Here is a 26,989-nt window from a genome sequence, read left to right as displayed (position 1 = left end):
TACCATAGAATAATTCGATGAAATATGCTAAAATTCGTATAGATTAAATGGTTGGAGGACAGACAATGAAAAGCTGGGAGCACATATATGAAAAGTGGAATTCCTTTCGAGATCTTGAACCAGATTTAAAAACACAACTAGCAAAGTTAAAAGACGATCCTATAGCATTGGAGGATGCATTTTATAAGGAATTAACCTTTGGTACCGGCGGCATGCGTGGTGTGATTGGACCTGGTATCAATCGGATGAACGTATACACCATTCGTAAAGCAGTAGATGGTCTAGCAAACTATTTATTAGAAAATACCGTGAATGTGAGAGATCGCGGTGTTGTTATTGCTTATGATTCTAGGCATATGTCAAAAGAATTTGCCTTAGAAACTGCAAAAGTATTAGGTGCATATGGTATTGCTGCATATGTATTTTCTTCGCTTAGACCGACTCCACTATTATCATTTGCAGTGCGTTATTTAGGAACAGTTGCTGGAGTAATGATTACAGCCAGCCATAACCCGCCAGAATATAATGGTTTTAAAGTATACAATGAGGATGGTGGGCAAATTACACCGAGTCAAGCTTCTGATATTATTACATATATTAATCAGACAGAAGATGAATTGACAGTTCCAGTTATAGAAAAAGCGGAGTTAGAGGAAAAAGAACTGCTAATTTGGATCAAAGATGAAGTTGATAATGCATATTTACAGAGATTATTGCAAATATCAAAGTTACCATCTACGGAAATAGCCAAAGAAAAAAACATGCCAGTTGTTTTCACACCTTTACACGGAACGGCTTATGAATTAGTTCCTCAAGGTTTAAAACAATTGAATTTCAAAAAAGTTCACATGGTCAAGGAACAAGCTATTCCTGATCCAGAGTTTTCCACTGTTGCCTCGCCGAATCCTGAAGAACATCAAGCATTCGCTTTGGCAATAGAAAAGGGGAAGCAGACCGATGCGGTTATTTTATTAGCAACAGACCCTGACGCAGATAGATTGGGAGTAGCTGTAAAAAACAAAGCTGGTGAATATCAGGTATTAACTGGAAATCAGCTTGGGGCTTTAATGTTCGATTATATTTTATCCCATAGTGATTTAAATTTATTAAAGAGTGGCCGCATGTTAAAAACAGTAGTTACATCCGAGCTTGGAAAGGCTGTAGCCGACTATTATGGTATTAAAACGGTTAATACACTTACAGGGTTTAAATTTATTGGTGAAAAGATTAGACAGTTTGATTCAACCGGTGAATCATTTGTATTTGGTTATGAAGAAAGCTATGGTTATTTAATTAGCAGCTTTGTTCGTGATAAAGATGCCGTACAAGCTTCAATGATGGCATGTGAAATGGCATATTATTGGCATAAGCAAGGGAAGACATTATTGGATGTATTAGACGATTTATTCGCTAGACACGGCTATTATTTTGAAGGCATGGATTCGTTAACCTTGAAGGGAAAAAGAGGTTCAGAGCAAATCACAGCGATTATGGATTATATTCGTAAAGAACCTATGCACAAAATTGGCGGACTTCGAGTTGAACAAGTGGAAGATTATCTAGTTAGAACGCGTAAATGCCTCCATGATGAAAAACAAACTGAACCCATCGAACTTCCAAAAGAGAACATGGTAAAGTTTATTCTTGAGCAAGCATGCTGGGTATGTTTGCGCCCGTCTGGTACAGAGCCGAAGCTTAAATGCTACTATGGAGTGCGCGGCAATAGTGAAGCTGAAAGTAGAGAAAAATTAGCTGCTTTACAAGCTACGATGAATCAGGTTTTAAAACAAATACTAGAAACAGAGTAGAAGTTAGATTTATAACTTAGTAGTTGACATTGTATACTTAAATGATGTTTAATATAAAAGTAATTTCAATTTCCTAATTAAAGGGGAGTAGCTGTACAATTTTAGTCGTCATTACGAGATCATTCTCCGGCTGAATTGGCAACGATAGAACGTTGTTAGCGAGACCTTTACCAATCGTGGTAAGGGTCTTTTTTGATGAGTTCTTACCGATTGGTAGGAACCATTTTTTATTGACTAGGAAACGATATCCGTTTTGCATGGTAGGTATCTTTTCTAAAAGTGGCTTCGTCTGGCTTATGCGCTTCAGCTATAGCGAACTTCGCTTTTCTTTATGCGATAAGTTAATATCGGCTCGAATCTAAAGGAAGGCCGACGAAAAGCGGACTTGCCGCTCAGGCGTCGGCATACCCCTGTTGCAGAGGATGTTTTCTTTATCCTTTCAGAAGATCTGCCGTTTGTATGTTGCTAACCAAGTGCTTCGAGCTTTTGTTATACTAATCTCTTTAACAGATTGGGATAACTTGGAAGGTTTTCATGAAAGAAAAGGTTTCTGCCGACGTTTAGAAGTTTCCGGTCGTAACCAGAGAAAGGAGAAGGATTTTATGGGCGCTGAATTATTCATTGAGTATTTATGGGTCTTAGTTGTACTTGTTGGTTTGGAGGGGCTGCTTGCAGCAGATAATGCGCTTGTGTTAGCGATTATGGTAAGGCATCTTCCAGAAGATAAACGAAGAAAAGCATTGTTTTATGGATTGGCTGGGGCCTTTGTACTTCGCTTTGGTTCGTTATTCATTATTTCGTTCCTTGTTGATGTTTGGCAAGTACAGGCACTTGGTGCTATATATTTACTTTTCATATCAGGTAAAAATTTGTATGAAAGATTTAAACCAAGAAAAGAAACGGACAAGAAAGGTACAAATGATAAAGCTAAAGGAAGCGGATTTTGGATGACTGTGGTAAAAGTTGAGTTCGCTGACCTTGCGTTTGCCGTGGATTCTATTCTAGCAGCTGTCGCATTGGCTGTAGCTCTTCCGCCAACCGGTTTAGGTCATATAGGAAGTCTGGATACGGGACAATTTCTAGTTGTTTTTGCAGGTGGCATGATGGGTCTTATAATTATGCGGTTTGCAGCTAATATTTTTGTAGATTTATTAAATAAACGACCTGGATTAGAGGTAGCTGCCTTTGTGATTGTCGGCTGGGTCGGTGTAAAGCTTAGTATGATTGTGCTTGCCCACGAAGAGATTGGGCTAATTCCAGAAGGGTTTCCACATTCTACCTTATGGAAAACCACATTCTATATTGTTCTAGTAGGAATTGCTATAATTGGCTGGTTTGCGTCAAATACGTCAAAGAAAAAGACAAAGGATCGCAGCTGATTATTTACAAGATTTTATAATTTAATGTTCTTATGTATAAATTAAACTCGATGTATTAATTTTACGTGACTTTATGAACACCCTGTACAACCATTTTTTAATTACAACAATGATTCTGCTAAATAGGCATTTATCGTTTCTTCACTGCCTGCTTTTGATCGCAGGCGGTGATTGCTAGGAAATTATATCTGTTTTTACATGGTGGATATCTTTTTTGAAAGTGGCTTCGTGGTCTAGCTTATGCCCTCAAGTATTCCTACGATAAGTTACCATGTTTTCTTTATACCAAATGCAAGGTATCGTAAGAGATTAGCTTAAACTACTGTGCAGTCTGTACAGTAGTTTTTCTATATATATAATATGAAAGGTTACTATAAATAGATATCGATGGGGAAACTATTTTCTTGACATCAGCGATAAAACATTGTATTTTTATGAAGTCATACTATTTTTATCGGATTAATATTGTATAAAAATGGAACGATAAGCGACAAGTTGCATATTTATATGCAAAAAATAAATATAGAGAGGGAGTCAAAAGAAATGGATACGCTTTTTGTGATTATTAACATTATTGTGTTACTAGCACTTATCGGTTTACTTATTTGGATGCAAAGAAAGCATTTTTCATTTACTAAACGTGTATTCACTGGACTAGGTGCAGGAATTGTATTAGGTGCGGCTCTGCAATGGGCTTATGGCGCTGGATCTGATATTTTATTAAAAACAACCGATTGGTACAGTATTGTTGGAAGCGGCTATGTTCGTTTTCTGATGATGATTGTTATTCCACTTGTACTCGTATCGATTATTCAGTCAATTATTAACTTGGAAAAAACAGCAGAGTTAGGAAAAATGGCTAGCTGGATCATTGGAATTCTTATTTCAACAACGATGATTGCAGCTTTAGTTGGGATCGGAACAGCTACTGTCTTTGATTTAAGTGCTGAAGAAATTGAAGCAGGGCAGGCAGAGAATGATCAAGGGGCAATGCTTGAGACAAAATTAACAGAAGAAGTAGAAAGTCAAACAGCTGCTCAAAAGATTGTCAACTTTATTCCGTCTAATATCTTTTTAGATATGACTGGAGAACGTTCTACTTCGGTTATTGCTGTTGTTATCTTTTCGATTATTGTCGGTATTGCAGTACTAGGAGTAAGAAGGAAAAACCCAGAACAAGCGGAAATGTTTACAAAAATTATTAATTCATTGTACGCTGTAGTAATGCGAATTGTAACTCTAATTCTTCGTTTAACTCCATATGGAATATTGGCATTGATGGCAAATACAGTAGCTAGTACAGATTTTGCAGGAATTGTAGAGCTTGGTAAGTTCGTTATAGCTTCTTACGTTGCATTAATCACTATGTTTATTATCCATCTCCTTCTTGTTGGTTTGTTTGGCTTGAGTCCATGGATGTATTTACGTAAGGCTATTTCGGTATTAGGTTTTGCCTTTACTTCGCGTTCAAGTGCGGGTACAATTCCATTAAATATCCAAGCTCAACAGCATTCTTTAGGAGTGGATCAAGGAATAGCAAATATGTCTGCTTCCTTTGGGGCTACGATGGGGCAAAATGGGTGTGCGGGTGTATATCCGGCGATGCTTGCTGTCATGATTGCACCTACCATTGGTATTGACCCCTTATCACCGGCGTTTATTGTCCAGCTTGTGTTAATTATCGGTATTAGTTCGTTTGGAATTGCCGGTGTTGGCGGTGGTGCAACATTTGCAGCGCTGATTGTTTTATCATCGATGAATATGCCTGTCGCTTTAGCCGGATTATTAATCTCTATTGAAGCGTTTATTGATATGGGACGTACAGCGCTAAATGTAAATGGATCTATGGTTACCGGTACAATAACAGCTCGCATATTAAAAAAATTAAATTTAAAAACATATCAGGATAAAACAGCGATTCAAGAATCAACGCAATTATAAAAGTAATGGAGTATCATCTTTCATTGTGTAAGATAGAATTCACATTTAATCAGCCACCCTTGCATGTGATGCAAGCGTGGCTTTTTTCTGTTCTGGACTATCAAATAGTGCGGAAACCGATTGGCAAATACAACTTTAGCAATGACTGGTCGCTTATGCAAAAACGTGCGACTGACCAAGTTTTTCTAAGCAACTTACAGGTGGAAATATGTTACTATTTTATTATTCAGGAAACGAAATAAGAAGAGGGAGAGTATATGATATTTTTTAAGCAATTATTTGTTAAAGTTATTAAGCTTAATAATTGGTTTTTATCATTGGCGACGTTGGCATTGGTTCTTGGAAGCGGTTATTTTATTTATTTTTTAGAGCCAGATACGTTTTCCAGTCCTTTTGAAGGGCTTTGGTGGACAATGACTACTGTAACAACGGTAGGCTATGGTGATATTTCCCCAACGACTGCCAGCGGTAAGCTGTTTGCCATATTTTTATTTGTTATCGGAATCGGATTAATGACGATTTTTATTGGGAAAGTTATTGATTTTCTCAGTGTACGCAAGCGATTAAAGGAGGAAGGAAAATTGAAGATCACGACGGAAGGTCATATTATTTTAATTAATTGGACCAAGAAAGCAAAAATCGCTTTAGACGAAATTTTGCATACGTTTAATAATATATCAATAGTGATTATTGATGAAAAGCTAAAAAAGACGCCGATTCTACATGAACAAGTTGAATTTGTACATGGTAATCCTGCAAATCGAGATGTTTTGTTACAAGCAAATTTGTTGAAAAGTAAATCTATTATGATTTTTGCCCCAGAGGATCTTGTCGCTACCTCTCAAGCAGATGGTCAAACATTATTAATCGCTACAACGCTTGAAGGCATGGGGAAGGAATTTAAGCAAAATATGTATACGATATGCGAAGTTTTGGAGTCTACGCATATTCCCGCTTTTAAACATGCTAACGTCGAAGAATTTATTACAGCGAATGATACCGCAGCACATCTGGCAGCCCGCTCCATTTTATTTAATGGTTCTAGTGAAATTATTAGGCAATTAACGAGCCATCAGGGCTATGATCTTTACTCAATCCGGAAAAAGGAAGATTGGAAAACATATGAACAAGCTCGTGCAGATTTAGCTGCACAGGGTGCTATACTGATTTCCAATCGAAATGACTTTTCTATTATCAATCATTTAAAAGACCCAATTCCTGAAGATGCAGCGTTATTTATCATCTGTGATGAGGAAGTTTACACAAAAATTATAGCTCAAGCAGTACTCTCTTAAGTACTGCTTGTTACCATCACGATCTTGTTATGAAAACAGATCTTAAAGTAACGTAGGTGAAATTTTTGTGTATAGGCTTTGTTCTATTTCATTCTAAGGCAAAGTCCATGGAGTGAAGTTTCACTTTCATCATGTGTTACCTTGTGTTAAAGAGTCTAGTTGCAGTTAGGATTTCTTTATCTTGAGCAATAGTCACTTTGCTTTGTACAACCTATCCGGATAGGATTCTACTTAGGTTGCTGGCCGGTTGTTCCCTATTAATTGGTACGATTTTGCAGAAAGGTTAAAACAGGATCAAGCTGCTGTTTTTCCTTTACGTCTTGATAAAATTGCATGGGACAACTTCTTTTGTTAATGAGCTCCAGCACATTTTTTATTGTAAAATTCAGAGGAGATAATTCATCTGTTACTTCATGCCAAAATAGAGGTGTAGCAACAGTACCTTCTGGAGTTTTTCGCGGCGAATAGGGAGCAATAATCGTTTTCCCTTTTCCATGTTGGACAAAATCAATGTATAGTCGGTCTCCACGCTTACGTTTCATTCGCTCGGTTGTAAATAAATTAGGATATGCACTTTCCATTGTCCATGCGATTGCTTTTGTAAATACAGCAGTTTGTTCATAGCTCATACTTCCCGATGGAATTGGAATATATACTTGGAGCCCTTTATTTCCAGAAGTTTTTACAAATGATTTGAGACTCAGTTCATCTAGTAAATGCTTTAGCAAATTAGCAGCTTTGATTGCCAAATAAAAGCTATCTCGATTGGGCGGGTCTAAATCAAATACAATCTCTTCCGGGGTGCTAGTGTTCATTGTTTGAAAAGGGGTGTGAAATTCAATCGTACCATGATTGGCATACCATACTAGTGCTTCGATATTTTCACAGAGAATAAGGCTTTTTCCTTCCTGAACAGAACGTCTTGGTATAAATGCAGGTGCATAATCAGGTAAATGCTTTTGAAAAAAAGTCTCACCCTCTACTCCTTCAGGGGCACGGATAATAGTGAGGGCACGTTCTTGTAAAAAGGGAAGGATATAAGGCGCGATTTCCCTAATGTAGACGATTAAATCTCCTTTTGTATAATTTGGGGCAGGCCAGAACAGCTTGTCGGTATTTGCTAATTCTACAGATTCTGGAAGCATTGCGAGTGATAACTGTAACTGCTCCCAGGTCATATCTTTTACTAAGGCGTCTGGAAGCAATTCTTTAAACTCCGGTTCGCGCAGCTCTTGCTCGTATAAATCAAGACTATATATTGATGCACAAATGGCAGGTGGTAAATGATAGAGGTTATGTTGCTTTTTTCCTTCCGTTTTAAACAGCTGTTGTAGTGCTTGAAATGTTTCCTGATTTAGACCATGCTTACATTTTCCGATTCCAATTGTTTCATCATTTTTAAATACAGCCACATGAAAATAGTGATTACTTTCATCAAAAGTCGTTAAAACTCCGGATATTTCTCGCCAGTTTTTTATTTTAAACCAATCCTGATGACTTCTTCCCTGTTTGTATGTACTTTTCTTTCGTTTTGCAACAATCCCTTCACCTAGATAAGTATAAACCGTATTCCATAACTCCTCTGCATTAAAAGAGTGAGTGACATAGCAAAGTTTATCCGTATTTATTTGTGCAAAAACTTGTTGTAATAGAGTTTTTCGTTGTTCGAGTGTTTGATTTGTCATTGGCTTCCCCTGAAACAAGATTAAATCAAATGCCATAAAGCTAGCTGGCCGCTTCATTGCCGCTGCTTGAATGGAATCCATATGATGCATTCTTGCACGCTTTTGTATCCAGGAAAAATTAGCTTGATAAGAATTATTTAATACGACTAATTCACCGTCAATGGTTAAAGGCAGATGCTGTTGCAGTTGGGCTTGTTGTGATTTACAATATTCTATGATTTCGGGAAATTTATCAGTTAAATCCGTTTTGTTTTTACTAAGTAATTGCAGATTATCTTTGGACCAACGTAAGATGCATCGGTAGCCATCATATTTAACTTCATATAACCACTCGTTCCCCAAGGGAATTTCAGAACTGGAAATCGGTTTCATTACGTCCATTTTTTTTCGCTCCATTCTCTTTTTATATTTGTATAGAGGTTATTGTAAAGACGACAGAGGGCAAATTTCGCGGGGCTTCAATAGGAAACTATACTCGCTTTACGTAGTGGATATCTTTTTAAAAACATCACGCCTAGCTATCAACTCCAGCTGTAGGAAACCTCGATCATCTTCTTACATAAAGGCAACTTTGGCTGAAAAGCCGTATTTCTTCATTTGAAAAATTTCTTTATTATTTTGAAGACCTTTCTGAGAGAAGCGGCTCCTAAACTCCTGATGCGTTTGGGTTGACGGGATATGGAAAACGATGGTAGCGACACATCGCCGCAGAAACAGCGTTCTTCTTTTTCAAAAGGAAAAAAGCACTCCTTGAATGAAGTTACATTCTATCTCGTTCCGCTATTTGTACGCCGCTAATCGAGCACTTCTGGCTTTGTTCTTAGTATGAGCTGTTCAAAAAGAAATTAACCATAGAAGGATAAAATGACCTACTTGTGTCAAACTACCAGTAAGGAGGGATTAGTGTGCATACGATGTGGAAAGGAACGATAAGTTTTGGGTTAGTCAATATACCTGTAAAAATGCATGCTGCCACAGAAAATAAAGATATTAAACTAAGGCAATTGCATAAAGAATGTCAGTCACCAATTGAATATGAGCGGAAATGCCCGGTTTGTGAACGTCCAGTCGAAAATAATGAAATTGTTAAAGCATATGAATATGCAAAAAATAAGTTTGTTGTATTAGATGATGAGGAATTACAAGCTTTAAGACAGGAGCAGGGAGATAAAGCAGTTGAAATCATTGACTTTGTTCAACTTAAAGAAATTGACCCGATTTATTATGAAAAAAGCTATTACCTTTCTCCAAATGAAGGAGGGAGCAAAGCATACGGTCTTTTACGAAGTGCTTTACTGGACACAGGAAAAATAGGAATTGCTAAAATGATGATTCGTTCAAAAGAACAGCTTGCTGTAATCCGTGTGTACAAGAATACACTAGTCGTAGAAACCATTCATTATCCGGATGAAGTTCGCAATGTAAGCGATGTCCCTAATGTTCCTAAAGAGATTGAGATGAATAAACAGGAACTAGATACGGCAAAAATGCTAATTGATCAGTTAACAACTGAATTTAATCCGGAAAAATATCAAGATGAATATCGTAGATCGCTGCTTCATTTGATTGAACAAAAGAAACAGCAGGATCAAACGGCAACCGCAAAGGATAAACCTGCAACTGGTGTCGCAACAAATTTAATGGATGCTTTACAAGCTTCTTTAGAACGAGCAAAGCAGGATCAGCCAAAGGCAAACCAACCTCAACAATTAAAGCAACCAAAAAAAGTAAAAAAGAAAAAAATAGAAACTTCTTAAAGGAATAAACTGAAGTTAACTAATCATATTTAGAAAGGTTAAGTTTTAAGTGGATAGAAGCTTAATTTATCTGTAAGTGCGTCTTCAAGAAAACCGAGAAGTTCGAGGCGGAGAAGTGTCGAGTAGCTAGAGTGTATGCAGTACAGATACATGAGCACTAGTGAAGCTTCCTCGAAACAACTTTCACGCAGGAAAAGGGATATCCTTCTTTAAGGAACGGAGAAACAAGCCGATAAAGAAAACTTGGCTTAGCAGTAAGTGAAGCGCAGACGATAGCCTAGTTGTACTTATATTAGAACCTAAAAATTTTTAACTACGTTGAATGAAACTTCAACGCTAAAATTTTATCCGTTCTAACGTACGAAGAAATTCGACGTGTCATTTTTAGTGCACTTTTTGAACAATCTGATTCAAAAAAAGAAGTAAAAATAACACAGATTTTTTTCATGGCTTGTATCCAGTGGCTAGTTAGAAGATGCGCAATCTTCTGCTCGCAAAAATTGTTGTCACTATAAAGCCTTTTTTGCGCATTTTTGAACACGTATATGAGAATAACTAGAATGCTTTTCATTATTCCCGTTTTTTAGAAAATAGTCTCTATTGATTAGAGACTATTTTCATATTCAGGATTACATAGAAATGATTATTTTTCAGCTTGGTTACAAACTGCTAACAAGTGTATGAAATCAAGCGTTAAACCATGCAAAAACATATGAAAAGGGGTAAAGTATATAGTGCACACTTTATTAATTCACAAGTTTTTAGGAGATTTTATTATAGAGAAGGATGGGATATATCAATGGAAAGGAATTCCTTTTTTGATAATGCTAAAGTAATCCTGATCTTTTTAGTTGTGTTTGGACATATGATACAGCCGCTTACGGATGGATCAAAAAATATTAATACTCTTTACCTTTGGATTTATACGTTTCATATGCCTGCATTTATTTTTTTATCAGGCTTTTTTGCCAAAGGGGCAGGAAATATGAATTATGTATTAAAATTAATGAAAAAACTACTGCTGCCATACGTAATTTTTCAAGCGTTATATACAGGATACTATTTTTTAATCGGAAAATCAGACTGGCAGACGGATTTATTTAGCCCACATTGGTCATTGTGGTTTTTATTCAGTCTGTTTTGTTGGCATATCCTCTTATACTGGTTTAAAAAAATTCCTCCGTTCTTAAGCGTTATCATTTCTGTGCAGATTGGATTGCTAGTAGGATATTTTGGTGAAATCGGCCATACGTTTAGCTTGTCGCGAACATTTGTATTCTTCCCGTTTTTCTTAATAGGCTATTTATTAACGGAAAAACAAGTGATGGTAATCAAAAATATAGGGGTGAAAGTTGCCTCGCTTATTGTGATGGGCGGCATTGCTGTTACTATTTATTCTTTACCTGAATTTAATTCCGGCTGGCTGCTTGCTTCTAAATCATATGCCGATTTGAATATGGCTGAGTTTGGCGGGTTAGCCAGATTACTTGTTTATATAACTGCGGTTATTATGGTAGCAAGTGTACTGGCATGGGTACCAACAAAAAGATTCAGATGGACTGCACTTGGAACAAGAACATTATATGTCTATTTGTTACATGGTTTCTTCATTCAATTTTTCCGTCAGGTAGACTTGTTTGAAGTGAACGGATTTCTCGACTTTATCGGCTTAGCTATTCTGTCTTTGCTCATTGTACTGCTATTATCCAGTCGACCAGTCCAAGGAACTTGGCAGCCGATTGTTGAAGGGAAGGCATCGATTCTCAAAAACATGTATCAACAAGTTGCTAATGAGAACAGTCAAAAATAACAGCATATAAATATATAAAAACAGCCAGCTACGTTTATTCTGGCTGTTTTTTCGTTATTTAATAGGCCTGAGAACGTAGCCTTGGATTTACTGTTTCAAGGACATGGAAAGCTACGATAGCGATACATCGCGGTTTTTTAAGGAAAAAACACTCCTTGAATGAAGTTCTACTTTTTCCTTGTTCAAAGCTCTTCCGTTTGTCCGCCAGCACCCAGCGCTTCTAACTATTGTCCTTATGCGTATAAGAAATTTAGTGTAGAAGTGAATCCGTCATCGGATGGTTTTAATTGTTCAGCAACTAAGTTATCGCCAAGCTCATGACACAGGTGACTGTTCGTTTTTCTTAAAAGATAAGGTGAGCGATCAATGTAATTACTGGTAAAGTAATCAACGTCCGTAATAGAAAAATAACAGTAAGATCTTTAAAGGATACAGGGACTTTTGAACCTAATAATAATCCGCCTACCTCTGACATATAAATTAATTGAGTAACCGATAAGGCAGCGATAATAAACCGAGTTATTTCTTCTTCAATGGAAGAAGCTAAAATAGAAGGTAAAAACATGTCAGCAAAGCCAATCAAGATCGTTTCTGATGCTTCCTTAGCAGATGGGATTTGCAACAGCTCTAACAGAGGGACAAAAGGTAGCCCCAACCATTGAAATAATGGGGTTGTTTCGGCAATAATTAATGCTATTAAGCCAAATGCCATGACAACGGGAGCAACACCCATCCACATATCTAAAATGTTTTGTCCGCCCTCTTTTAAGAATTGATATACACTTTTTTCTTTTTTTGCCCGATCGAGAGCTTGTTTGTAACTGTACGTTAGTATATTTTCTCCATTTGGTACGCTTTCAGATATTTTTTCTGTTTTTTCATGAATATACGTATCTTCTTTTTTGGAAAGTGGAGGGATACGTGGCATAATTAAGGCAGCGATAAAGCCAGCTGCTAAAACAGTACCATAAAACGGTACGAACATATGCTTAAGACCAACTTCTCCAATAATTACTAACGAAAAGGTGATCGAAACAACGGAAAAAGTGGTGCCAATAACGGCAGCCTCTCGTTTAGTATAATAACCATTTTCGTATTGTTTGCTGGTGATTAATACACCGATTGTTCCATCTCCAATCCATGACGCTAAAGAATCAATGGACGATCGACCGGGGAGACGAAATAATGGTCGCATTACTTTTGTCATAATCGTTCCAAATAACTCCAGCAAACCAAAATTCATAAGAAGTGGTAAGAATAACCCGGCAAAAAGGAAGACAGCAAATAAAACATGTAACAAATCTCCTAGCAGCATTTGCCCAGTACTTGCTCCATGGATAAATTCTGGTCCAATTCGAAAAAATACCATTATTGCAAAGATGGCAGCAACGATTCGGGTTATCGTCCAAAACGTATTGACGCAAAATAGCTGCTGAAAAAACGGTGTGACAGCAAACTTTTCTTGGCCGACAATTCTAGCGATAACCGTCATTACTGCAGTAATGACAATGATGATCATCATGATCTCTGATATTCTATCATTCAAAAGTGTTTGTACACTTTCGGCTAGGATAGCAATCGGAATTGTTAACCCAGCTTCTGTTTTTATTGGTAACATAAATAAAAAAACACCTACAAGAGATGGTACAATAAATTTTAAATGATCTATAAGTGAATATTGATTGTTTTTCATAAGAGCCCCCAACGTTTAAATGTTCATTAATTATTATAAGTGAAAATGAATGATTATCCAATGATTAATTTAAAATTAACTGGAATTTCTTAATTGTTACCTATAATTAAAAGCGATTTTTCCTTTTGCGTTGCTCGTTTTGTGAAATAGGGTTATCGTTAATTTATATCGTAAGCATTTTAGTTTAGTTTATAATAGGGTATACATATAATGAGGTGTTCAATGGTGAATAAGCGTTTAAAATATAATTTAGGCTATCGCTGTACGGTGATGGTATGGATGACACTAAAATTTATTATGCAAATTTATGTGTTCCATTTTAAAAACCGTATATGGGACGATCAGACAGTTGCAAAATGGAATTGTCTCGTTACGAAGATGGCAACGGAATATCGTGAGAAGGCTGGAAAATTAGGAGGAGTATTAATTAAGGTAGGTCAGTTTCTTAGTACGCGGACTGATTTTATGCCAGATGCATTTATTAAAGAGCTTAGCGAGCTTGTTGACCGTGTACCTGCAATGCCTTATTCGTATGCTCGAAGTATTTTGGAAGAAGAATGGGGTACTTCTATCTACGATGTTGTAGAGGAAATTCAAACCCCTTCGATTGCCTCAGCTTCCATTGGTGAAGTATATCGGGCAACATTAAAGGATGGAAAAACAGTGGTAGCCATAAAGGTTCAGCGCCACCGAATTAGTGATGTGTTTCACAAGGATTTTAAAGCATTACGGATTGTATTTTGGTTAATTGAAACGCTTACTACGTTTGGAAAGAAGGCTGATTTACCGTCATTATACCGAGAGCTTGTTACGGTGATGAATCGAGAACTTAACTTTGAACAAGAATTGTCAAACGCTCTTTATTTTCAAGAGCGGTTTAAAGACAATACTTCGATACATATTCCGTTCTATGTAGAGGAGTTATGTACGAGAAAAATACTAGTGATGGAATGGATAGAAGGAGCAAAAATAACGGATCTGTCCTTTATGAATCAACATCAGATTGATCCGCAGCGAATAGCTAAAACTGTATTTGATTTTTACTTGGAACAATTTTTACAGTCGGGTAAATTCCATGCTGATCCACACGCAGGAAATATTTTGATTCGCACAGATGGCACGGTGGTGATTATTGATTTTGGTATGATTGGAGAGGTGCGTAAACAGGATAGCCATTATTTTAAACAACTGATTCATAGCATTATTGTTGATGACTATGATAAAGTGATTCAAACATTAGATGAAATGAATTTTATTTTGCCAAATGCGGATCGAAAGAAATTAAAACGAATTATTCGTGAAACGGTTGAAATGTACCAAACTGGTACAGTGAATATGCAGGATACACATATTATTGAGCAATTGAAAGAAGATATTCGTCTTATTCTTCATGAACAACCTATCCAGCTTTCAGCAGAATATGCTTATTTAGGACGGGCTATTTCGATTGTAATTGGCATATTAATTGCAATTTACCCAGAGGTTGATCTCCAAAAATGGGCGACCCCGAAGTTTAAACAATGGTTTGGTGGTAAACGATTTGCTGAGTCCATGTATACGGATTATGTAAAGGATACTATTAAACCTATTTTATCTTATCCACAGGCAGTGTTAAACTGGTTGGAAAATGGGGAGAAACAGCGACAGTGGGAAAAACAAAAACAACAACGCCAACAAAAGCATCATTATTTTATCATCCTTGAGGTTTTAAATGTGACATTTTTATTGGTCACTTTAGGCTGTATGAGTGTAGGATTTTATGTAGGTTTGCAACTAATGGCGCTCATTGGACTAGTTAGTGCAAGTGTTTTCGCCGTTATGTTAATCATAGTAATTAGAAAGCATTATAAGATGATTCAATCTTTATGGTAAAGGAGGTGTAAATTATGAATGACTTATTAAAAAAAGGATTTTTACTTGGCTTAGGTGCAGCAGTTACAAGTAAAGAGAAATTTGAAAGTAAAGTGAAACAATTAGTAGACAAGAATGAATTGACACAGGAACAGGCAAAAGCCGTCTTGCAGCAGTTTATTGAAAAAGGTGAAACAAAAAAAGGTGAATGGCAAGCACAACAATATGAACAAATGAAGAAATTTGCACAAGAGATTGGCTTAGCTACGAAAGAAGATATCAATGAACTTCGTGCAAGAATTACAGAATTAGAAAGCAAACTGGAAGAAAAATAGATCGTAAAAAAGGCAGATTACCTTAGGTGGTCTGTCTTTTTTATATCGCAAGAAATATAGTTCAATACCTAAAGTTTTTTACCTGTTACACGCAATTCGTTCTCTGCCAGGGATTAACGCTTGCCCAAGTTTTCTATTTATGAAAGTAAGCAGATCTTAAGGAAAATGATGCAGCCACTTAGTATTGAAAATTTTTGTGTTAACCATATTTTTTAGAGAGGTTGTTTAAAAAGTCGGGTTAAAAATGACACTTCCAATTCCTTTGTTTAGACTTGTTTCTAGCCAGTTCTGATATCTCATGCATACATTCTACTGAATGTCTTCATTTTGCTAACAAGTAGTAAAAAACACTATGTTTTACTCCTTCGTGAAGTAGGGTAGAGTATAATTGTAGCTGATTTTACAAAAGTATCTTGCTTGTTACTATTTTTTCTTATTACTGGCGTTTTGTTGATAGCCGTTTGGGTGTTTATTATTTTAATTGTCTATTTACTTTATTTGTTATAGGTTGTCAAACAATAGAAAAGATAGTAGATAAGTTGTAATCTTTACAAAAAATCTGTCGGTTAAGTTAGCGTCTATTTTGTCAAAACGAGTAGTTATCTGTAAATTCTGCCTTTTGACCAGAAAGTTATTGCGCTTCACTCTAAACAGCGATACAATGGAAGGAAATATCAGCTCCAATAGGGGGAATTTCAAGCGTATGGTAACCTTTTTACAAATCTGTCAGGAAACCGAAGAAAAGTTAGGCAGGCAATTACAAGATAATGAAGTAGTTTTTTTGCAATGGGTGTATAGTCGATATTTAGAGGAGTTACCCAAGAAAATGTTAAATGCATAGACAAGATAAAAAATGGAACATCTGAAGGAATGTCTCTACCTGAGTTGATAGGGTAAACTGAAAATCGAATATGGAAAGAAACACAAGGTCCTGCCATTACAGGACTTTTTATTTGTCTAGGAAAATCTATCTATTTTTATATGGTGGATAGTTTCTTTAAAGGTAGCACTTGAGCGACTAGCAAATTTCGATTTTCTTGTTGCGATAAGTCAACATTGGCTTGAATCTAAAGGAAGATCAACTAAAAGCGGGCTTGCCGCTCAGGCATAGGCATACCCCGTTTTAGAGGCATGTTTTTCTTTTTACACATATAAGGTGCCCGTAAGACCCCATTTCAAGTTATAGAGAAGACGAAGAAGTAAGTAGGAGATAACATTAACATTCAAGGAGATAAGTACTTGAATGAAATTTCACTTTATCCTATCAGAGTTTCTGTCATTTGTATGTCGCTAACCGAGCGCTTTAAGATCTTTTGTTCGAGGATGTTCAAGGACGCTTGAGATTTTTTGTTCCTATTTATCAGTAGGGAATAAATAAAAAGCTATACTGAATGAAGTTCCACTTTATCTATTTCATAGCTCAAGGGAAACTGTTTGTTTTCTACTTGAACTCCTAATATAATGAAACTAGGTATTTTAAGGAAGGAAGATAGGCTATGGCAGTAGCTAATGCAACAATAATAAATAAAATGATAACTGAATTAAATAAAGCGAAAGCTGATCCTGAAAATACAATCGAAATAACTAAACATATTAGTCATGTTCGTTTGTTATGTGATTTGCTACTTGAGGAGCAACCAAAAACAGTAAATCAGACGGATGAACACACCATTTCACAGCTTGAGCTAAAAGCAATGATCGGAGAACGGGATGATAGTAAAGTAATCCAGCAACAACATCAAGATTCAGGTAATTCATCAAAGCTTGATCATGATGATGCGAATGGAGACTCTATTTTTGATTTTTAACACGATAGGAAAGTATAAGACTTTAGGCTTTATCGTATAAGAAAAACGATTGCTTTCGCCATAAAGACTTGGCGTCAAGCCAAGTTTTTCTAATAAAGAGGGGGAAGTTCAAACATGAAGGTATTTTTACTTTTAGGAGTTATAAATGGTTTTTTAGCAGTTGCCTTAGGGGCATTTGGTGCGCACGGCTTAGAAGGAAAACTGTCTACAAGTGCCATTGCCACTTGGGAGAAGGCCGTAACTTATCAGATGTTTCATACGATGGCATTATTCGTAACCGGGCTAATCATGATGAAAGTAAACAGCAATGGAGTTATGTGGGCAGGTTGGATGTTTTTAATTGGTATTGTTTTATTTTCAGGAAGTTTATACATCTATTCGACCACTGCTATTAAAACCTTTGCGATGATTACACCATTTGGGGGAGTTGCATTTCTTATTGGCTGGGTGCTTTTAGGGCTATTTATCTTAAAATATGTATGATGACATAATTAAAACTGGAACATTAAAGCTACTGCAAATAAAATAAGCAGCAGTGCTCGTACTGCTTGTTTGATGATGTAGAATGGTTGCATAATAAATACTTGTAATTGAATGAATATGTCAAAAGCGAGGCTCGCTGCAATTAGTAAAAGGCAAATGATGATAAGGAGCGTATACCCATTTATGAGGGCAATTAACCCAAGGATGACAGCTCCAAATAATGATACGGTCTCCATAAGAATGAATTTTTCATAACTTCGTTTCATCGTATCAGCCTCTCTATCAAACCTCTATTACAATCGATTAAACTGAGGAGGGATGACACAGGGGATATTGCCCGTGTCATCCCTTATTTTTCGTCTAGGAAATTATATTTGTTCTTGTTTAGGAAACGATATCCGTAGTACTGGCAGATTCCTGTTTTTAAAGTAGCTTCATCTAACTCAAGCGTTCACGCTGCTAGCAAACTTCGATCTCCTTCCTGGCACGAGAGAAAAAGTGTTCTTCTTTTTCAAGGAGAGAACTCCTTGAATGAAGTTGCCCTTCCTCCTGTCAGAAGATTCTAATTTGTACGCTGTTTTATGAGCGCTTCAAGCTGTTACTTCAAAGTAGGTATTTACCCTACATCTAAGTGCCGTAAGATTCCCACTTCAAGAGTGATAGGGAATACAATAGGCCGAAGTGGGAGATACTGGCGTCTAAAGCTGTTTCCTTAGCAAAAAATGAGTCTATCTCTGACATCGTTTTAATTAGAATCATTGTAAGCCATGCTTGCAGTCGAGTCTTTCTATTGTGCCATCTTTGTTTAGCTAACGTGGTGAATAAGTTGCGTTTGCATAGGGATAAGCATAGGTTAACTCTTCATCAAAGACAATATAATCAAGATATACCATAAGTAATAAGTATCTCTTTCCTGTTTGAGGATCGCTAAGTACAATATGGTCCCGACCTGCTGCTTCAATAATTCCATGAAATACTTTAGCATTCCACTGCTCATTATTTTCAAACGTCATATAGACAGTTGCTTCTTTACCGCGATTTAAACGTAAAATATTTTCAATGTAGGATTGTTGCTCAGGCAGCATGGGTTGGTTCTGAATGGTACTACCTGATGCAGGTGGGTACGGTTGTGTTTGTGATTGTTGATAAGGTTGATTGGTTGGTTGTTGCCGTATCGGGTACATAGGATAATAAGCAGGTGAAGCTGTTGGATAATAATAGTAAGGATAAGGCTGGTGAGAAATTTCTTGGTTATTATTCTTTTGAACTTTGGTCATATAAAAACCTCCTTATTTAAGTTTAAACTAGTACGTTACCAGTAAACGTTCGGACATTCGGATTCTAAAGGGACGAAAAAGCAATGTGATTTATAGCGTCCCGAATTCCACTGTCCATACCATTGAGCAGGACAGCTTCCTTCAGGCTCAAAAAACCATAAGGAATTTGTGGCAGGGTGTTGCCGTTCACCTTGAATAACTCTTCGTGCTAAGCGCTTTTCCTGTTCTCTTGCTCGCTGATAAAAATAACCTTTTTGGGTTGCTTCAAACCCCCCTGGGCTTTGATATACCATATCGCTAATTGTTGTTATTCCAATAAAATCTAGACAATTAGCAATCACTCGGTTAATTCCGGTATTTCCAACCATTAACATCCCTAATTGACCATCACCTTCTGCTTCCGCTCGCATTAGTCTTGCTAATAACTCTATATCTTTTTCGGTATGTGCTACAAGCGCCATTTGCATTCCTCATTTCTGTCTAATCTGGTTGCATTAGTATATGTATGAAAAACTGGTTAGGAATATGTGTAATAAAAAATTCAGGCAGAAAAATTTTTCAAAAAGCTTTTGCCTGAATTAAAACTGGCTTCAGTTTTTAATCTAGTTTTAGTATCAACAGGGATTGGGTTAGGAGTGTGTCGATTCTCCTGCATCAACATGTAAAACTTGGCCAGTAACAAATCGTGAATCATCAGATGCAAGGTACACATATGTTGGTGCAAGTTCGAATGGCTGTCCTATGCGTTGATATAAGTTGGATCCATGTAATGCATTTAAATCTGCAGAAAAACTTGCTGGAATTAATGGTGTCCAAATTTTTCCCGGTGCCACAGCATTAACGCGAATTCCTCGTTCAACCAAGCTTTTTGCCAATGATCTGGTCCATCCGACGATTGCTCCTTTAGTTGCTGAATAGTCGATTAATAATGGTTCACCTTTATACGTAACGACCGATGTAGTACCTATAATAGAGCTTCCTGCTGTTAAGTATGGCAGGGCTGCTTTTGTTGTATAAAAATGTGAATAAATGTTAACTTTAAAGGTATGGTCAAATTGTTCGTCAGTAATATCGAGCAGGTCATTTTGCTGAAATTGTATCCCGACATTATTACAAAGTATGTCTAATTGACCGAATGTATTGATCGTTTTTTCTACTATTCGCTTACATTGTTGTTTCTCACCTAAATCCCCTGGAAGTAGCAGGCAAGATTGACCATGTGCTTCTATTCGTTGCTTCGTTCGGTTGGCATCGTTGTGTTCGTTCAAGTAAGCAATTGCAACATTTGCCCCTTCTTTAGCAAAGGCAATAGCTACAGCAGCACCAATCCCGCTATCCCCACCAGTAATTAAAGCTACTTTGTTGTCCAGTTTACCACTTCCCTGATAATTGGGGTTCTCAATAATCGGTTTAGGTACCATGAATTCTTCTTGACCAGGTTGAATTAACTGACGTTGCTCCGGATTACTTAAAGGTATTTCTTCATAGCGTGTGATTTTACCATAATTCGGATACATTGGATATGGATATGTTTGTTTATTTTTTTCAAACCAATGCTGGAGCTGATGAATTTCATGTAAATGTTGTTCAGGAGAAAGTTGATGATGGGGTCTGTCTTTTTTCATCATAATATAGCCTCTTTTCTTTTTTCTTCTTGTGTCATTAATGTATGTATAGGCGTCCGCGGATGTGAAAAATAATTGAAGCTAAGTGTCCATGCTTCATTTTTAAATAAATAACGTACAATGAAAGAAAGGAGGGATTGTGTAATTGGACGTTGTATTTAACAGTGAAGTGGTTTGGTTATTAATTGGAGGAACACAGAAGAAAGTACGAATGAAATATATTAATGAGAGTTGGCTCATGCCTGTTATTGGAAGACGACCTCCGTTTTACACTTCTCCGCGCTATGACCCCTTTTATTCCCGTATATGATAAGAAAAACGCCTTGTTATGTGATGGTTACCACATAATAGGCGTTTTTTAGTTACCAATAGGTTTTCATATTTAAATAACTATATTTCAAGAAAGGATACAATATCTTGGTTGGAAAGATAATTCCCTACAAAAAATTCACCAAACTCACCATATTTAGAGCTTACTTCATCAAATCGCATTTCATAAACAATCTTCTTGAATTGTAGTGGATCATGGGCAAATAATGTTACGCCCCATTCCCAATCATCAAACCCAATCGAACCGGTAATAATTTGCGAAACTTTTCCAGCATATTTTCGTCCAGTCATGCTATGTTCATATAGCAGCTTCGCACGAACATCTTTTTCTAATGTGTACCAGTTCTCATCTCCATAACGCCGTCTATCCATTGGGTAGAAGCATATATGTTCCCATTTTGGCAAAATCGGTCTTAGACGTTTTGCTACCTCAGGAATAAGCTCTGGATGTTCTTCCTTATAAGGACGATATTTTGATAATTCTACTACAGAAAAGTAAGAATGGGCAGGAATTAAAAACTCACCCATTTTCGATTTATTAATTGCTGTTTCAATAGCAGCTAATTCATTCGTAGTTGGTCGGAGAAACATAAACATTAAATCTGCTTTTTGTCCAATAATGTTATAGAGAACGTGACTTCCGTTTTTAGCTTCTTCTGTTTCATCCCATTTAGCTAATAATTGCTGGATATCGGTGATTGCTTCCTTTCGTTCTTCTTCACTGGCTAATTTCCATGAAGTCCAATCAATTGTTCGGAAATCGTGCAGGCTGTACCAGCCATCCATTGTTTCTACTGGCTCTACCATCGTAATCTCCCCTTTAATTAATAATTTGTTTCTTTTAAGCGGTTGCGCAAAAGCGACGGGTAAAATGACACATCGAATTTCGCGTTAACTTATTTCTCTTATTACCCTAATTTTAAAAACAGCACTTTGAGCGGTTACTAAAATGCAAATCTGCTTTTACTATAGCATAATTCGGGCAAGCTAATCATGATATAGGCTTTAAAATGGATAATGGATATATAATTGTCATGATACTGTCAAAAAAAGACGGATGCCAGGGAGGAAATGCTTTAATTTAAACACAAAATCATCTACTATTTAAATATAACCATTTAGGAGGTTTAGAAAAAGTGAGTGAATTATTTGAGCAAATGAAAGAAAAAGTGATTGACCAACCCAAATCTATTGTCTTTCCGGAAGGGACAGATCAACGTATATTGACTGCTGCGAGTAAACTTGCTGCTGAAGATGTCTTACTGCCAATTCTAATTGGAGAAAAGTCAAGCGTAAAACAGAAGGCAGAAGAAGCAGGTGTAGATATTACTCGTTGCAAAATAATGGATCCAAAAGAATTCGCGGAGTTTGATTTAATGGTTGAAACATTTGTGGAGCGCCGTAAAGGAAAAGCAACCAAAGAAGATGCGGAAAAGATACTTTTAGATGAGAATTATTTTGGCACCATGCTTGTTTATATGAATCAAGCAGATGGTCTTGTAAGTGGTGCAGCTCATTCTACTGCAGATACGGTAAGGCCAGCACTGCAAATTATTAAAACAAAAGAAGGAGTTAAGAAAACATCCGGTGTTTTTGTTATGGTTCGCGGCGAAGAAAAGTATGTCTTTGCTGATTGTGCGATCAACATAACTCCCGATAGTCAAGATCTTGCGGAAATAGCAGTGGAAAGTGCGGAAACAGCGAAGCTATTTGGTATCCAGCCACGTGTTGCTATGTTAAGCTTCTCGACGAAGGGTTCAGCAAAATCTGAAGAAACGGAACGGGTAGTAGAAGCACTAAAATTAGCGAAGGAAAAAAATCCGTCACTTGTGATCGATGGTGAGTTTCAATTTGATGCTGCGTTCGTACCAAGCGTTGCAAAGCAAAAAGCTCCAGGGGCTGTACTGCAAGGAGATGCGAATGTATTTATTTTCCCAAGCCTTGAAGCAGGGAATATAGGTTATAAAATTGCTCAACGATTAGGGAACTTTGAAGCAGTAGGGCCAATTTTACAAGGTTTAAACAAGCCGGTAAATGATTTATCACGCGGATGTGATGCAGAGGATGTTTATAATTTAGCACTAATTACAGCTGCTCAAGCTTAATAATAATCAGGAAGATAAATAATTTTGTACCCTATAGTGAACTTATTCACGAAGTTTAACTACAGGGTACTTTTTATGAGAGTTCCTTTTCCTAATACAATAATTATCTATGGATATGTTCATTTCGTTTCTTCATTTGTGCTAGTCTTTTTGTATAGTCTCGATATTCTGATTCGCTGAAAGATGATTTTACCACTTGTTGATTTGCTTCTTCTAATGCTGTTATGACACGTTTCTTCATATCCGCAATCGTTAAAGGAGTGTCTAGTAATTGAGATAAAGAGCACATCACATGAGGATCGACTTGTGGATAGGAAAATTTAGTTGCTTCTCCCTTTTTACTGATGGCGTAGAAATCCCGAATAAGACTAGCTCGTTTATAGCTATTTCCTTCTACATCGAGATAAATTTGCACCGCGGCACCATCTTTTACCCGCCGCTGAGAAATTCCGGCAAATTTCTTTCCGTTAATACTTAAATCATAATCACCCGGACAATAGGAATGAACGATTTCATAAGCCTTAATTTCATCAGTTAAATCCCTTAATAGATACTGTATAAAGCTCACCATTGCTTCATAGCCATCATGAATCGACAGTTCCTTTACTCCGGGCAAAATAAAGGATATATTTAGTACACCATGATCCAACGCCACTGCAAGTCCCCCAGAATTACGAATGACGACATCAAAACCAGCCTTACGTAATAGATCAACACCTTCTTTGACAAAAGGGAGCTTACCATCAGGAATCCCCAATACAATTGTATTCTCATGCACCCAAAGGCGGATGATCGGAGGAGAAAGCCGGTTACTAACTGAAAGTGCTAATGCATCGTCAATAGCAAAAGAATGTAGCGCTGTGTAAGGTTCATGATGAAACGTTTGCAGCGATGTATGGTCTAAATAGCGAATGGTGTCATGTGCGATAATGTCTTTCCAATTTTTCATAAGCAACTCCTGACTTTCTTTATCTTTATCCCGCATGTAAGGTGCCGTAAGACTCCCACTTCAAGACCTTGAGTTGATACAAAAGGGTCTAAGTGGGAGAAAACGGCACCTAAATGCCCGATTCGTTCAAGGGCCTTTCGGTCATACCCTTGTGGTACTAACATTCAGTAGGAGATGGAAGAAAACTCCTACTGAATGAAGTTTCACTTTATCCTTTTTTATTCGGCTTATCTATTATATAATAAAAAGAAATAGTCGAAAAGAAACGGATGAATCAGACATGGCATATAAGGATGAGCAGCTCCACGAGGAAAAGGTTTTCAAAGATCCCGTACACCGTTATGTTCATGTAAGAGATAAGGTGATTTGGGATTTAATTGCTACCCCGGAGTTTCAACGATTGCGAAGAATAAAGCAGCTAGGCACTACAAATTTAACATTTCATGGTGCAGAACATAGTCGTTTTAATCACTCGCTTGGAGTTTATGAAATTGTCAGAAGAATCATATCGAACTTTGAAGGGCGTCCACATTGGAATAAAGAGGAGCGTCTTCTTTGTTTATGTGCGGCTTTATTACACGATTTAGGTCATGGTCCATTTTCCCACTCCTTTGAAAAAGTATTTAAACTGGATCATGAGTATTTTACACAACAAATTATTTTAGGGAATACAGAAGTAAATGCTATTTTAGAGCGAGTGGAAAAGGGATTTGCACAAGATGTTTCCGATGTGATTGCTAAAACATACCGTGATAAATTAGTCGTCAGTTTAATCTCCAGTCAAATTGATGCGGACAGAATGGATTACCTGCAACGGGATGCCTATTTCACCGGAGTCAGCTATGGACATTTTGATATGGAACGAATTCTTCGAGTTATGCGACCAATGGAGGATCAAGTAGTCATTAAGTCAACAGGGATGCATGCTGTTGAAGATTATATTATGAGCCGTTATCAAATGTACTGGCAAGTTTATTTTCATCCGGTAACAAGAAGTGCGGAAGTTATTCTGTGTAAAATACTACAGCGTGCGAAAGTACTGTATGAAGATAAAACATACGAATTCAAGTTAAAGCCCACTCATTTTGAATCTTTTTTTACAGGGAATGTGAAGCTTGAGGATTATTTAAAATTAGATGAAGGTATTGTCTCTTATTATTTTCAGTTATGGCAAGAAGAAGATGATGTTATCCTTCGTGATCTTTGTGAGCGTTTTATGAATCGCCGTTTATTTAAATATGTTGAGTTTAATCCCAACTTACAAATGAATGATTGGATGGAACTGCATCAATTATTTACAGAAACAAATATAGACCCGGCCTATTATTTAGTTGTCGATTCGTCTTCTGATTTACCATATGATTTTTACCGTCCTGGTGAAGAGGAAGAACGGTTGCCAATTCATTTATTAATGCCAAATGGGGAGTTACGCGAATTATCACGGGAGTCCGATATTGTGGAAGCAATTTCTGGTAAGAAGCGAACCGATCATAAGCTCTATTATCCTCATGATTTTTTAGAAAACTTAGAGGATGAGCAGAAAAAGGCGCGGATGAAAGAAATATTATCTGGTCAGGGAGAGGTAAAACATGTTAACTAACCATGCAAAATTAATGCAATTTTTTTCGGTAGCAAATGAAGTAACGGGCAGAAAAAAACTGCAAAAGATGATTTATATTTTGCAAAAATGCAATATACCTTTTGAGGAGAAATACGCATTTCATTTTTATGGTCCTTATTCAGAAGAGTTAACGTTGCGCGTGGAAGAATTATGTAATCTAGGTTTTATAAAGGAATCTAAGGAAGAAAAAAGCAATTATTATCAATATCACTATACAATTACGGAAGATGGAGCAGCTTTTTTAGAACAATTTAAAATGGACATGCCTGATTTTTCTGCACAAGTAAAAGCGATGCAAGAAAAAAGTTCCCGTTTTTTAGAGTTAGTTGCTACGCTTCTTTACTTTGATGACTTACCACTTGAAGAATCGATTGCTAAAGTTTATACAGTCAAGCCAAAGCAAAAATATACAGATGAAGAAATTCAAGAGGCACTGGCCTTTATCAATGATATTCGTCACTAATGTTCCATTGAAAGTATACGTAGGCATCATGAATATCATTGTTACTAGCTTTGAATATAGAGACCCTTTATGTCGTGGAGAGTTTTCATCACGCTTCTTGTAGTTATACATACTCGTATGTATTTGGATGCGGGGTACATGCTAAGTAAGTTAAACCTATGCTACAATGGAAACCACATACATTGGAGAAGGAGGGGTTAAATGAATTCCGATCAATCTTCGAATCAGAAAAAGAATAGATTTACAATTATTAAAGATGATTCCACAGACGGTCATAGCGGCTACGGCTATGGTTCTATCAGCTTAGAGAATATGTCTTCCATAATCGTTGATCCGAATGAGAATAAAGCATATGTTGATATGGCAGCGATGCATGCGCGAAGTGATATTGAACGTCGAGTTAAGTATTTCTCCGATAAAAGTGAGGTACCTAATGGTAAGCTTTATTGGATTGTATGGGTGAATATCGATCGTAACGAAACCGGCCCTTACTATGCTGGTGTGGCTGGAAGCGAGCTACGTGTTGACAAACCGAATAAGCGTGCATATAAATCAATGCCTGAGCATGTGACACATATGGAAAAATCACTAAAAGGAAAAGTAGTCGTTGATCATATGGACGATCATTCTAAAAAATTATTAAAGGACTTTTTAGTTGAGTTTAATCAAGATATGTGGAACAATTCTTCAGAAGAATTAAAGTCAGCTCTGCCAAAGTAAACTATCTAAAGGTAATATGGATTCTTTACTTCGAGAAACACTTTTTATTAGTAT

Annotated in this window: 24 protein-coding genes; 16 read left to right on the top strand and 8 right to left on the bottom strand. The window is 36.8% G+C overall.

The window, feature by feature from the left end:
* Positions 1-65: 65 nt before the first annotated feature.
* The 4 genes from BN1066_RS06140 (at position 66) to BN1066_RS06115 (ending at position 6,423) form a co-directional block, all read left to right on the top strand.
* Entirely contained in the window at positions 66-1,808 is a 1,743-nt protein-coding gene (locus BN1066_RS06140) for a phospho-sugar mutase (protein WP_077318567.1), read from the top strand.
* 602 nt (positions 1,809-2,410) lie between these two features.
* On the top strand, positions 2,411-3,187 hold the full coding sequence (locus tag BN1066_RS06130) for a TerC family protein (RefSeq protein WP_077318929.1): 777 nt from the start codon (positions 2,411-2,413) through the stop codon (positions 3,185-3,187).
* Positions 3,188-3,730: 543 nt separating this feature from the next.
* Positions 3,731-5,128: an L-cystine transporter gene (locus BN1066_RS06125; protein ID WP_077318565.1), complete on the top strand. Its 1,398-nt coding sequence runs from the start codon at positions 3,731-3,733 to the stop codon at positions 5,126-5,128.
* A 257-nt stretch (positions 5,129-5,385) separates the two neighbouring features.
* The gene (locus BN1066_RS06115; protein WP_077318563.1) at positions 5,386-6,423 is read left to right on the top strand and encodes an ion channel; all 1,038 of its coding nucleotides are present in this window, start codon (positions 5,386-5,388) and stop codon (positions 6,421-6,423) included.
* Positions 6,424-6,680: 257 nt separating this feature from the next.
* Here the strand turns inward: BN1066_RS06115 and BN1066_RS06110 are convergent, their stop codons facing one another.
* A complete protein-coding gene (locus BN1066_RS06110) occupies positions 6,681-8,489 on the bottom strand; it encodes a DNA ligase D (RefSeq protein WP_077318562.1) in 1,809 nt (602 codons plus the stop codon).
* 524 nt (positions 8,490-9,013) lie between these two features.
* Between BN1066_RS06110 and ku the strand changes: the two genes are divergently transcribed.
* The gene (gene ku / locus BN1066_RS06105) at positions 9,014-9,865 is read left to right on the top strand and encodes a non-homologous end joining protein Ku (RefSeq protein WP_077318561.1); all 852 of its coding nucleotides are present in this window, start codon (positions 9,014-9,016) and stop codon (positions 9,863-9,865) included.
* 799 nt (positions 9,866-10,664) lie between these two features.
* Entirely contained in the window at positions 10,665-11,675 is a 1,011-nt protein-coding gene (locus tag BN1066_RS06100; RefSeq protein WP_077318560.1) for an acyltransferase family protein, read from the top strand.
* Positions 11,676-12,018: 343 nt separating this feature from the next.
* On the opposite strand, the gene BN1066_RS06095 is transcribed toward BN1066_RS06100, so the two are convergent.
* Positions 12,019-13,368 carry a YjiH family protein gene (locus BN1066_RS06095; protein ID WP_077318559.1) on the bottom strand — a complete coding sequence of 450 codons (1,350 nt, stop codon included), beginning with the start codon at positions 13,366-13,368 and terminating at the stop codon, positions 12,019-12,021.
* Positions 13,369-13,590: 222 nt separating this feature from the next.
* On the opposite strand from BN1066_RS06095, the gene BN1066_RS06090 reads away from it, so the two are divergent.
* From BN1066_RS06090 to BN1066_RS06075, 5 genes are all read left to right on the top strand, one after another.
* Positions 13,591-15,240: an ABC1 kinase family protein gene (locus BN1066_RS06090; RefSeq protein ID WP_245799712.1), complete on the top strand. Its 1,650-nt coding sequence runs from the start codon at positions 13,591-13,593 to the stop codon at positions 15,238-15,240.
* Positions 15,241-15,254: 14 nt separating this feature from the next.
* Entirely contained in the window at positions 15,255-15,554 is a 300-nt protein-coding gene (locus BN1066_RS06085; RefSeq protein WP_077318558.1) for a phasin family protein, read from the top strand.
* Between the two features lie 703 nt (positions 15,555-16,257).
* Positions 16,258-16,395 carry a hypothetical protein gene (locus tag BN1066_RS20120; RefSeq protein ID WP_179104300.1) on the top strand — a complete coding sequence of 46 codons (138 nt, stop codon included), beginning with the start codon at positions 16,258-16,260 and terminating at the stop codon, positions 16,393-16,395.
* 655 nt (positions 16,396-17,050) lie between these two features.
* Positions 17,051-17,362 carry a YwdI family protein gene (locus tag BN1066_RS06080; RefSeq protein ID WP_077318557.1) on the top strand — a complete coding sequence of 104 codons (312 nt, stop codon included), beginning with the start codon at positions 17,051-17,053 and terminating at the stop codon, positions 17,360-17,362.
* A gap of 114 nt (positions 17,363-17,476) precedes the next feature.
* Positions 17,477-17,845 carry a DUF423 domain-containing protein gene (locus BN1066_RS06075; protein WP_077318556.1) on the top strand — a complete coding sequence of 123 codons (369 nt, stop codon included), beginning with the start codon at positions 17,477-17,479 and terminating at the stop codon, positions 17,843-17,845.
* A gap of 8 nt (positions 17,846-17,853) precedes the next feature.
* Here BN1066_RS06075 and BN1066_RS06070 read toward each other — a convergent pair whose 3' ends face one another.
* The 4 genes from BN1066_RS06070 to BN1066_RS06055 all read right to left on the bottom strand — a co-directional run bounded on the left by BN1066_RS06070 (position 17,854) and on the right by BN1066_RS06055 (position 20,747).
* Complete coding sequence (locus tag BN1066_RS06070; protein WP_077318555.1) at positions 17,854-18,111, bottom strand: hypothetical protein; 258 nt, start codon at positions 18,109-18,111, stop codon at positions 17,854-17,856.
* Positions 18,112-18,654: 543 nt separating this feature from the next.
* Entirely contained in the window at positions 18,655-19,122 is a 468-nt protein-coding gene (gene gerQ, locus BN1066_RS06065; protein WP_245799711.1) for a spore coat protein GerQ, read from the bottom strand.
* Positions 19,123-19,157: 35 nt separating this feature from the next.
* Positions 19,158-19,583: a cell wall hydrolase gene (locus tag BN1066_RS06060; RefSeq protein WP_077318554.1), complete on the bottom strand. Its 426-nt coding sequence runs from the start codon at positions 19,581-19,583 to the stop codon at positions 19,158-19,160.
* Positions 19,584-19,751: 168 nt separating this feature from the next.
* Positions 19,752-20,747, bottom strand: coding sequence for an SDR family oxidoreductase (locus tag BN1066_RS06055; protein WP_077318926.1), 996 nt, complete (start codon positions 20,745-20,747; stop codon positions 19,752-19,754).
* Between the two features lie 145 nt (positions 20,748-20,892).
* On the opposite strand from BN1066_RS06055, the gene BN1066_RS20115 reads away from it, so the two are divergent.
* Entirely contained in the window at positions 20,893-21,057 is a 165-nt protein-coding gene (locus tag BN1066_RS20115; protein WP_179104299.1) for a hypothetical protein, read from the top strand.
* An 80-nt stretch (positions 21,058-21,137) separates the two neighbouring features.
* Here the strand turns inward: BN1066_RS20115 and hemQ are convergent, their stop codons facing one another.
* Positions 21,138-21,884 (bottom strand): hydrogen peroxide-dependent heme synthase, encoded by a 747-nt coding sequence (hemQ, locus tag BN1066_RS06050; protein ID WP_077318553.1) that lies wholly within the window; start codon positions 21,882-21,884, stop codon positions 21,138-21,140.
* A gap of 329 nt (positions 21,885-22,213) precedes the next feature.
* Between hemQ and pta the strand changes: the two genes are divergently transcribed.
* A complete protein-coding gene (gene pta / locus BN1066_RS06045; protein ID WP_179104298.1) occupies positions 22,214-23,182 on the top strand; it encodes a phosphate acetyltransferase in 969 nt (322 codons plus the stop codon).
* 103 nt (positions 23,183-23,285) lie between these two features.
* On the opposite strand, the gene BN1066_RS06040 is transcribed toward pta, so the two are convergent.
* The gene (locus tag BN1066_RS06040; protein ID WP_077318924.1) at positions 23,286-24,131 is read right to left on the bottom strand and encodes a lipoate--protein ligase family protein; all 846 of its coding nucleotides are present in this window, start codon (positions 24,129-24,131) and stop codon (positions 23,286-23,288) included.
* 280 nt (positions 24,132-24,411) lie between these two features.
* Between BN1066_RS06040 and BN1066_RS06035 the strand changes: the two genes are divergently transcribed.
* From BN1066_RS06035 to BN1066_RS06025, 3 genes are all read left to right on the top strand, one after another.
* On the top strand, positions 24,412-25,731 hold the full coding sequence (locus BN1066_RS06035) for an HD domain-containing protein (RefSeq protein WP_077318552.1): 1,320 nt from the start codon (positions 24,412-24,414) through the stop codon (positions 25,729-25,731).
* On the top strand, positions 25,721-26,215 hold the full coding sequence (locus BN1066_RS06030; RefSeq protein ID WP_077318551.1) for a YwgA family protein: 495 nt from the start codon (positions 25,721-25,723) through the stop codon (positions 26,213-26,215). The genes BN1066_RS06035 and BN1066_RS06030 overlap by 11 nt, the downstream gene beginning before the upstream one ends.
* Positions 26,216-26,416: 201 nt before the next feature.
* Positions 26,417-26,935, top strand: coding sequence for a YwhD family protein (locus tag BN1066_RS06025; RefSeq protein WP_077318550.1), 519 nt, complete (start codon positions 26,417-26,419; stop codon positions 26,933-26,935).
* The last annotated feature ends 54 nt before the right edge of the window (positions 26,936-26,989 follow it).

Source organism: Virgibacillus proomii (genome assembly GCF_900162615.1).
In the GTDB taxonomy this organism is placed as follows: domain Bacteria; phylum Bacillota; class Bacilli; order Bacillales; family Amphibacillaceae; genus Virgibacillus; species Virgibacillus proomii.
The sequence above is the reverse complement of the archived record's forward strand: the minus strand, read 5'-3'. Positions and strand labels throughout refer to the sequence as shown.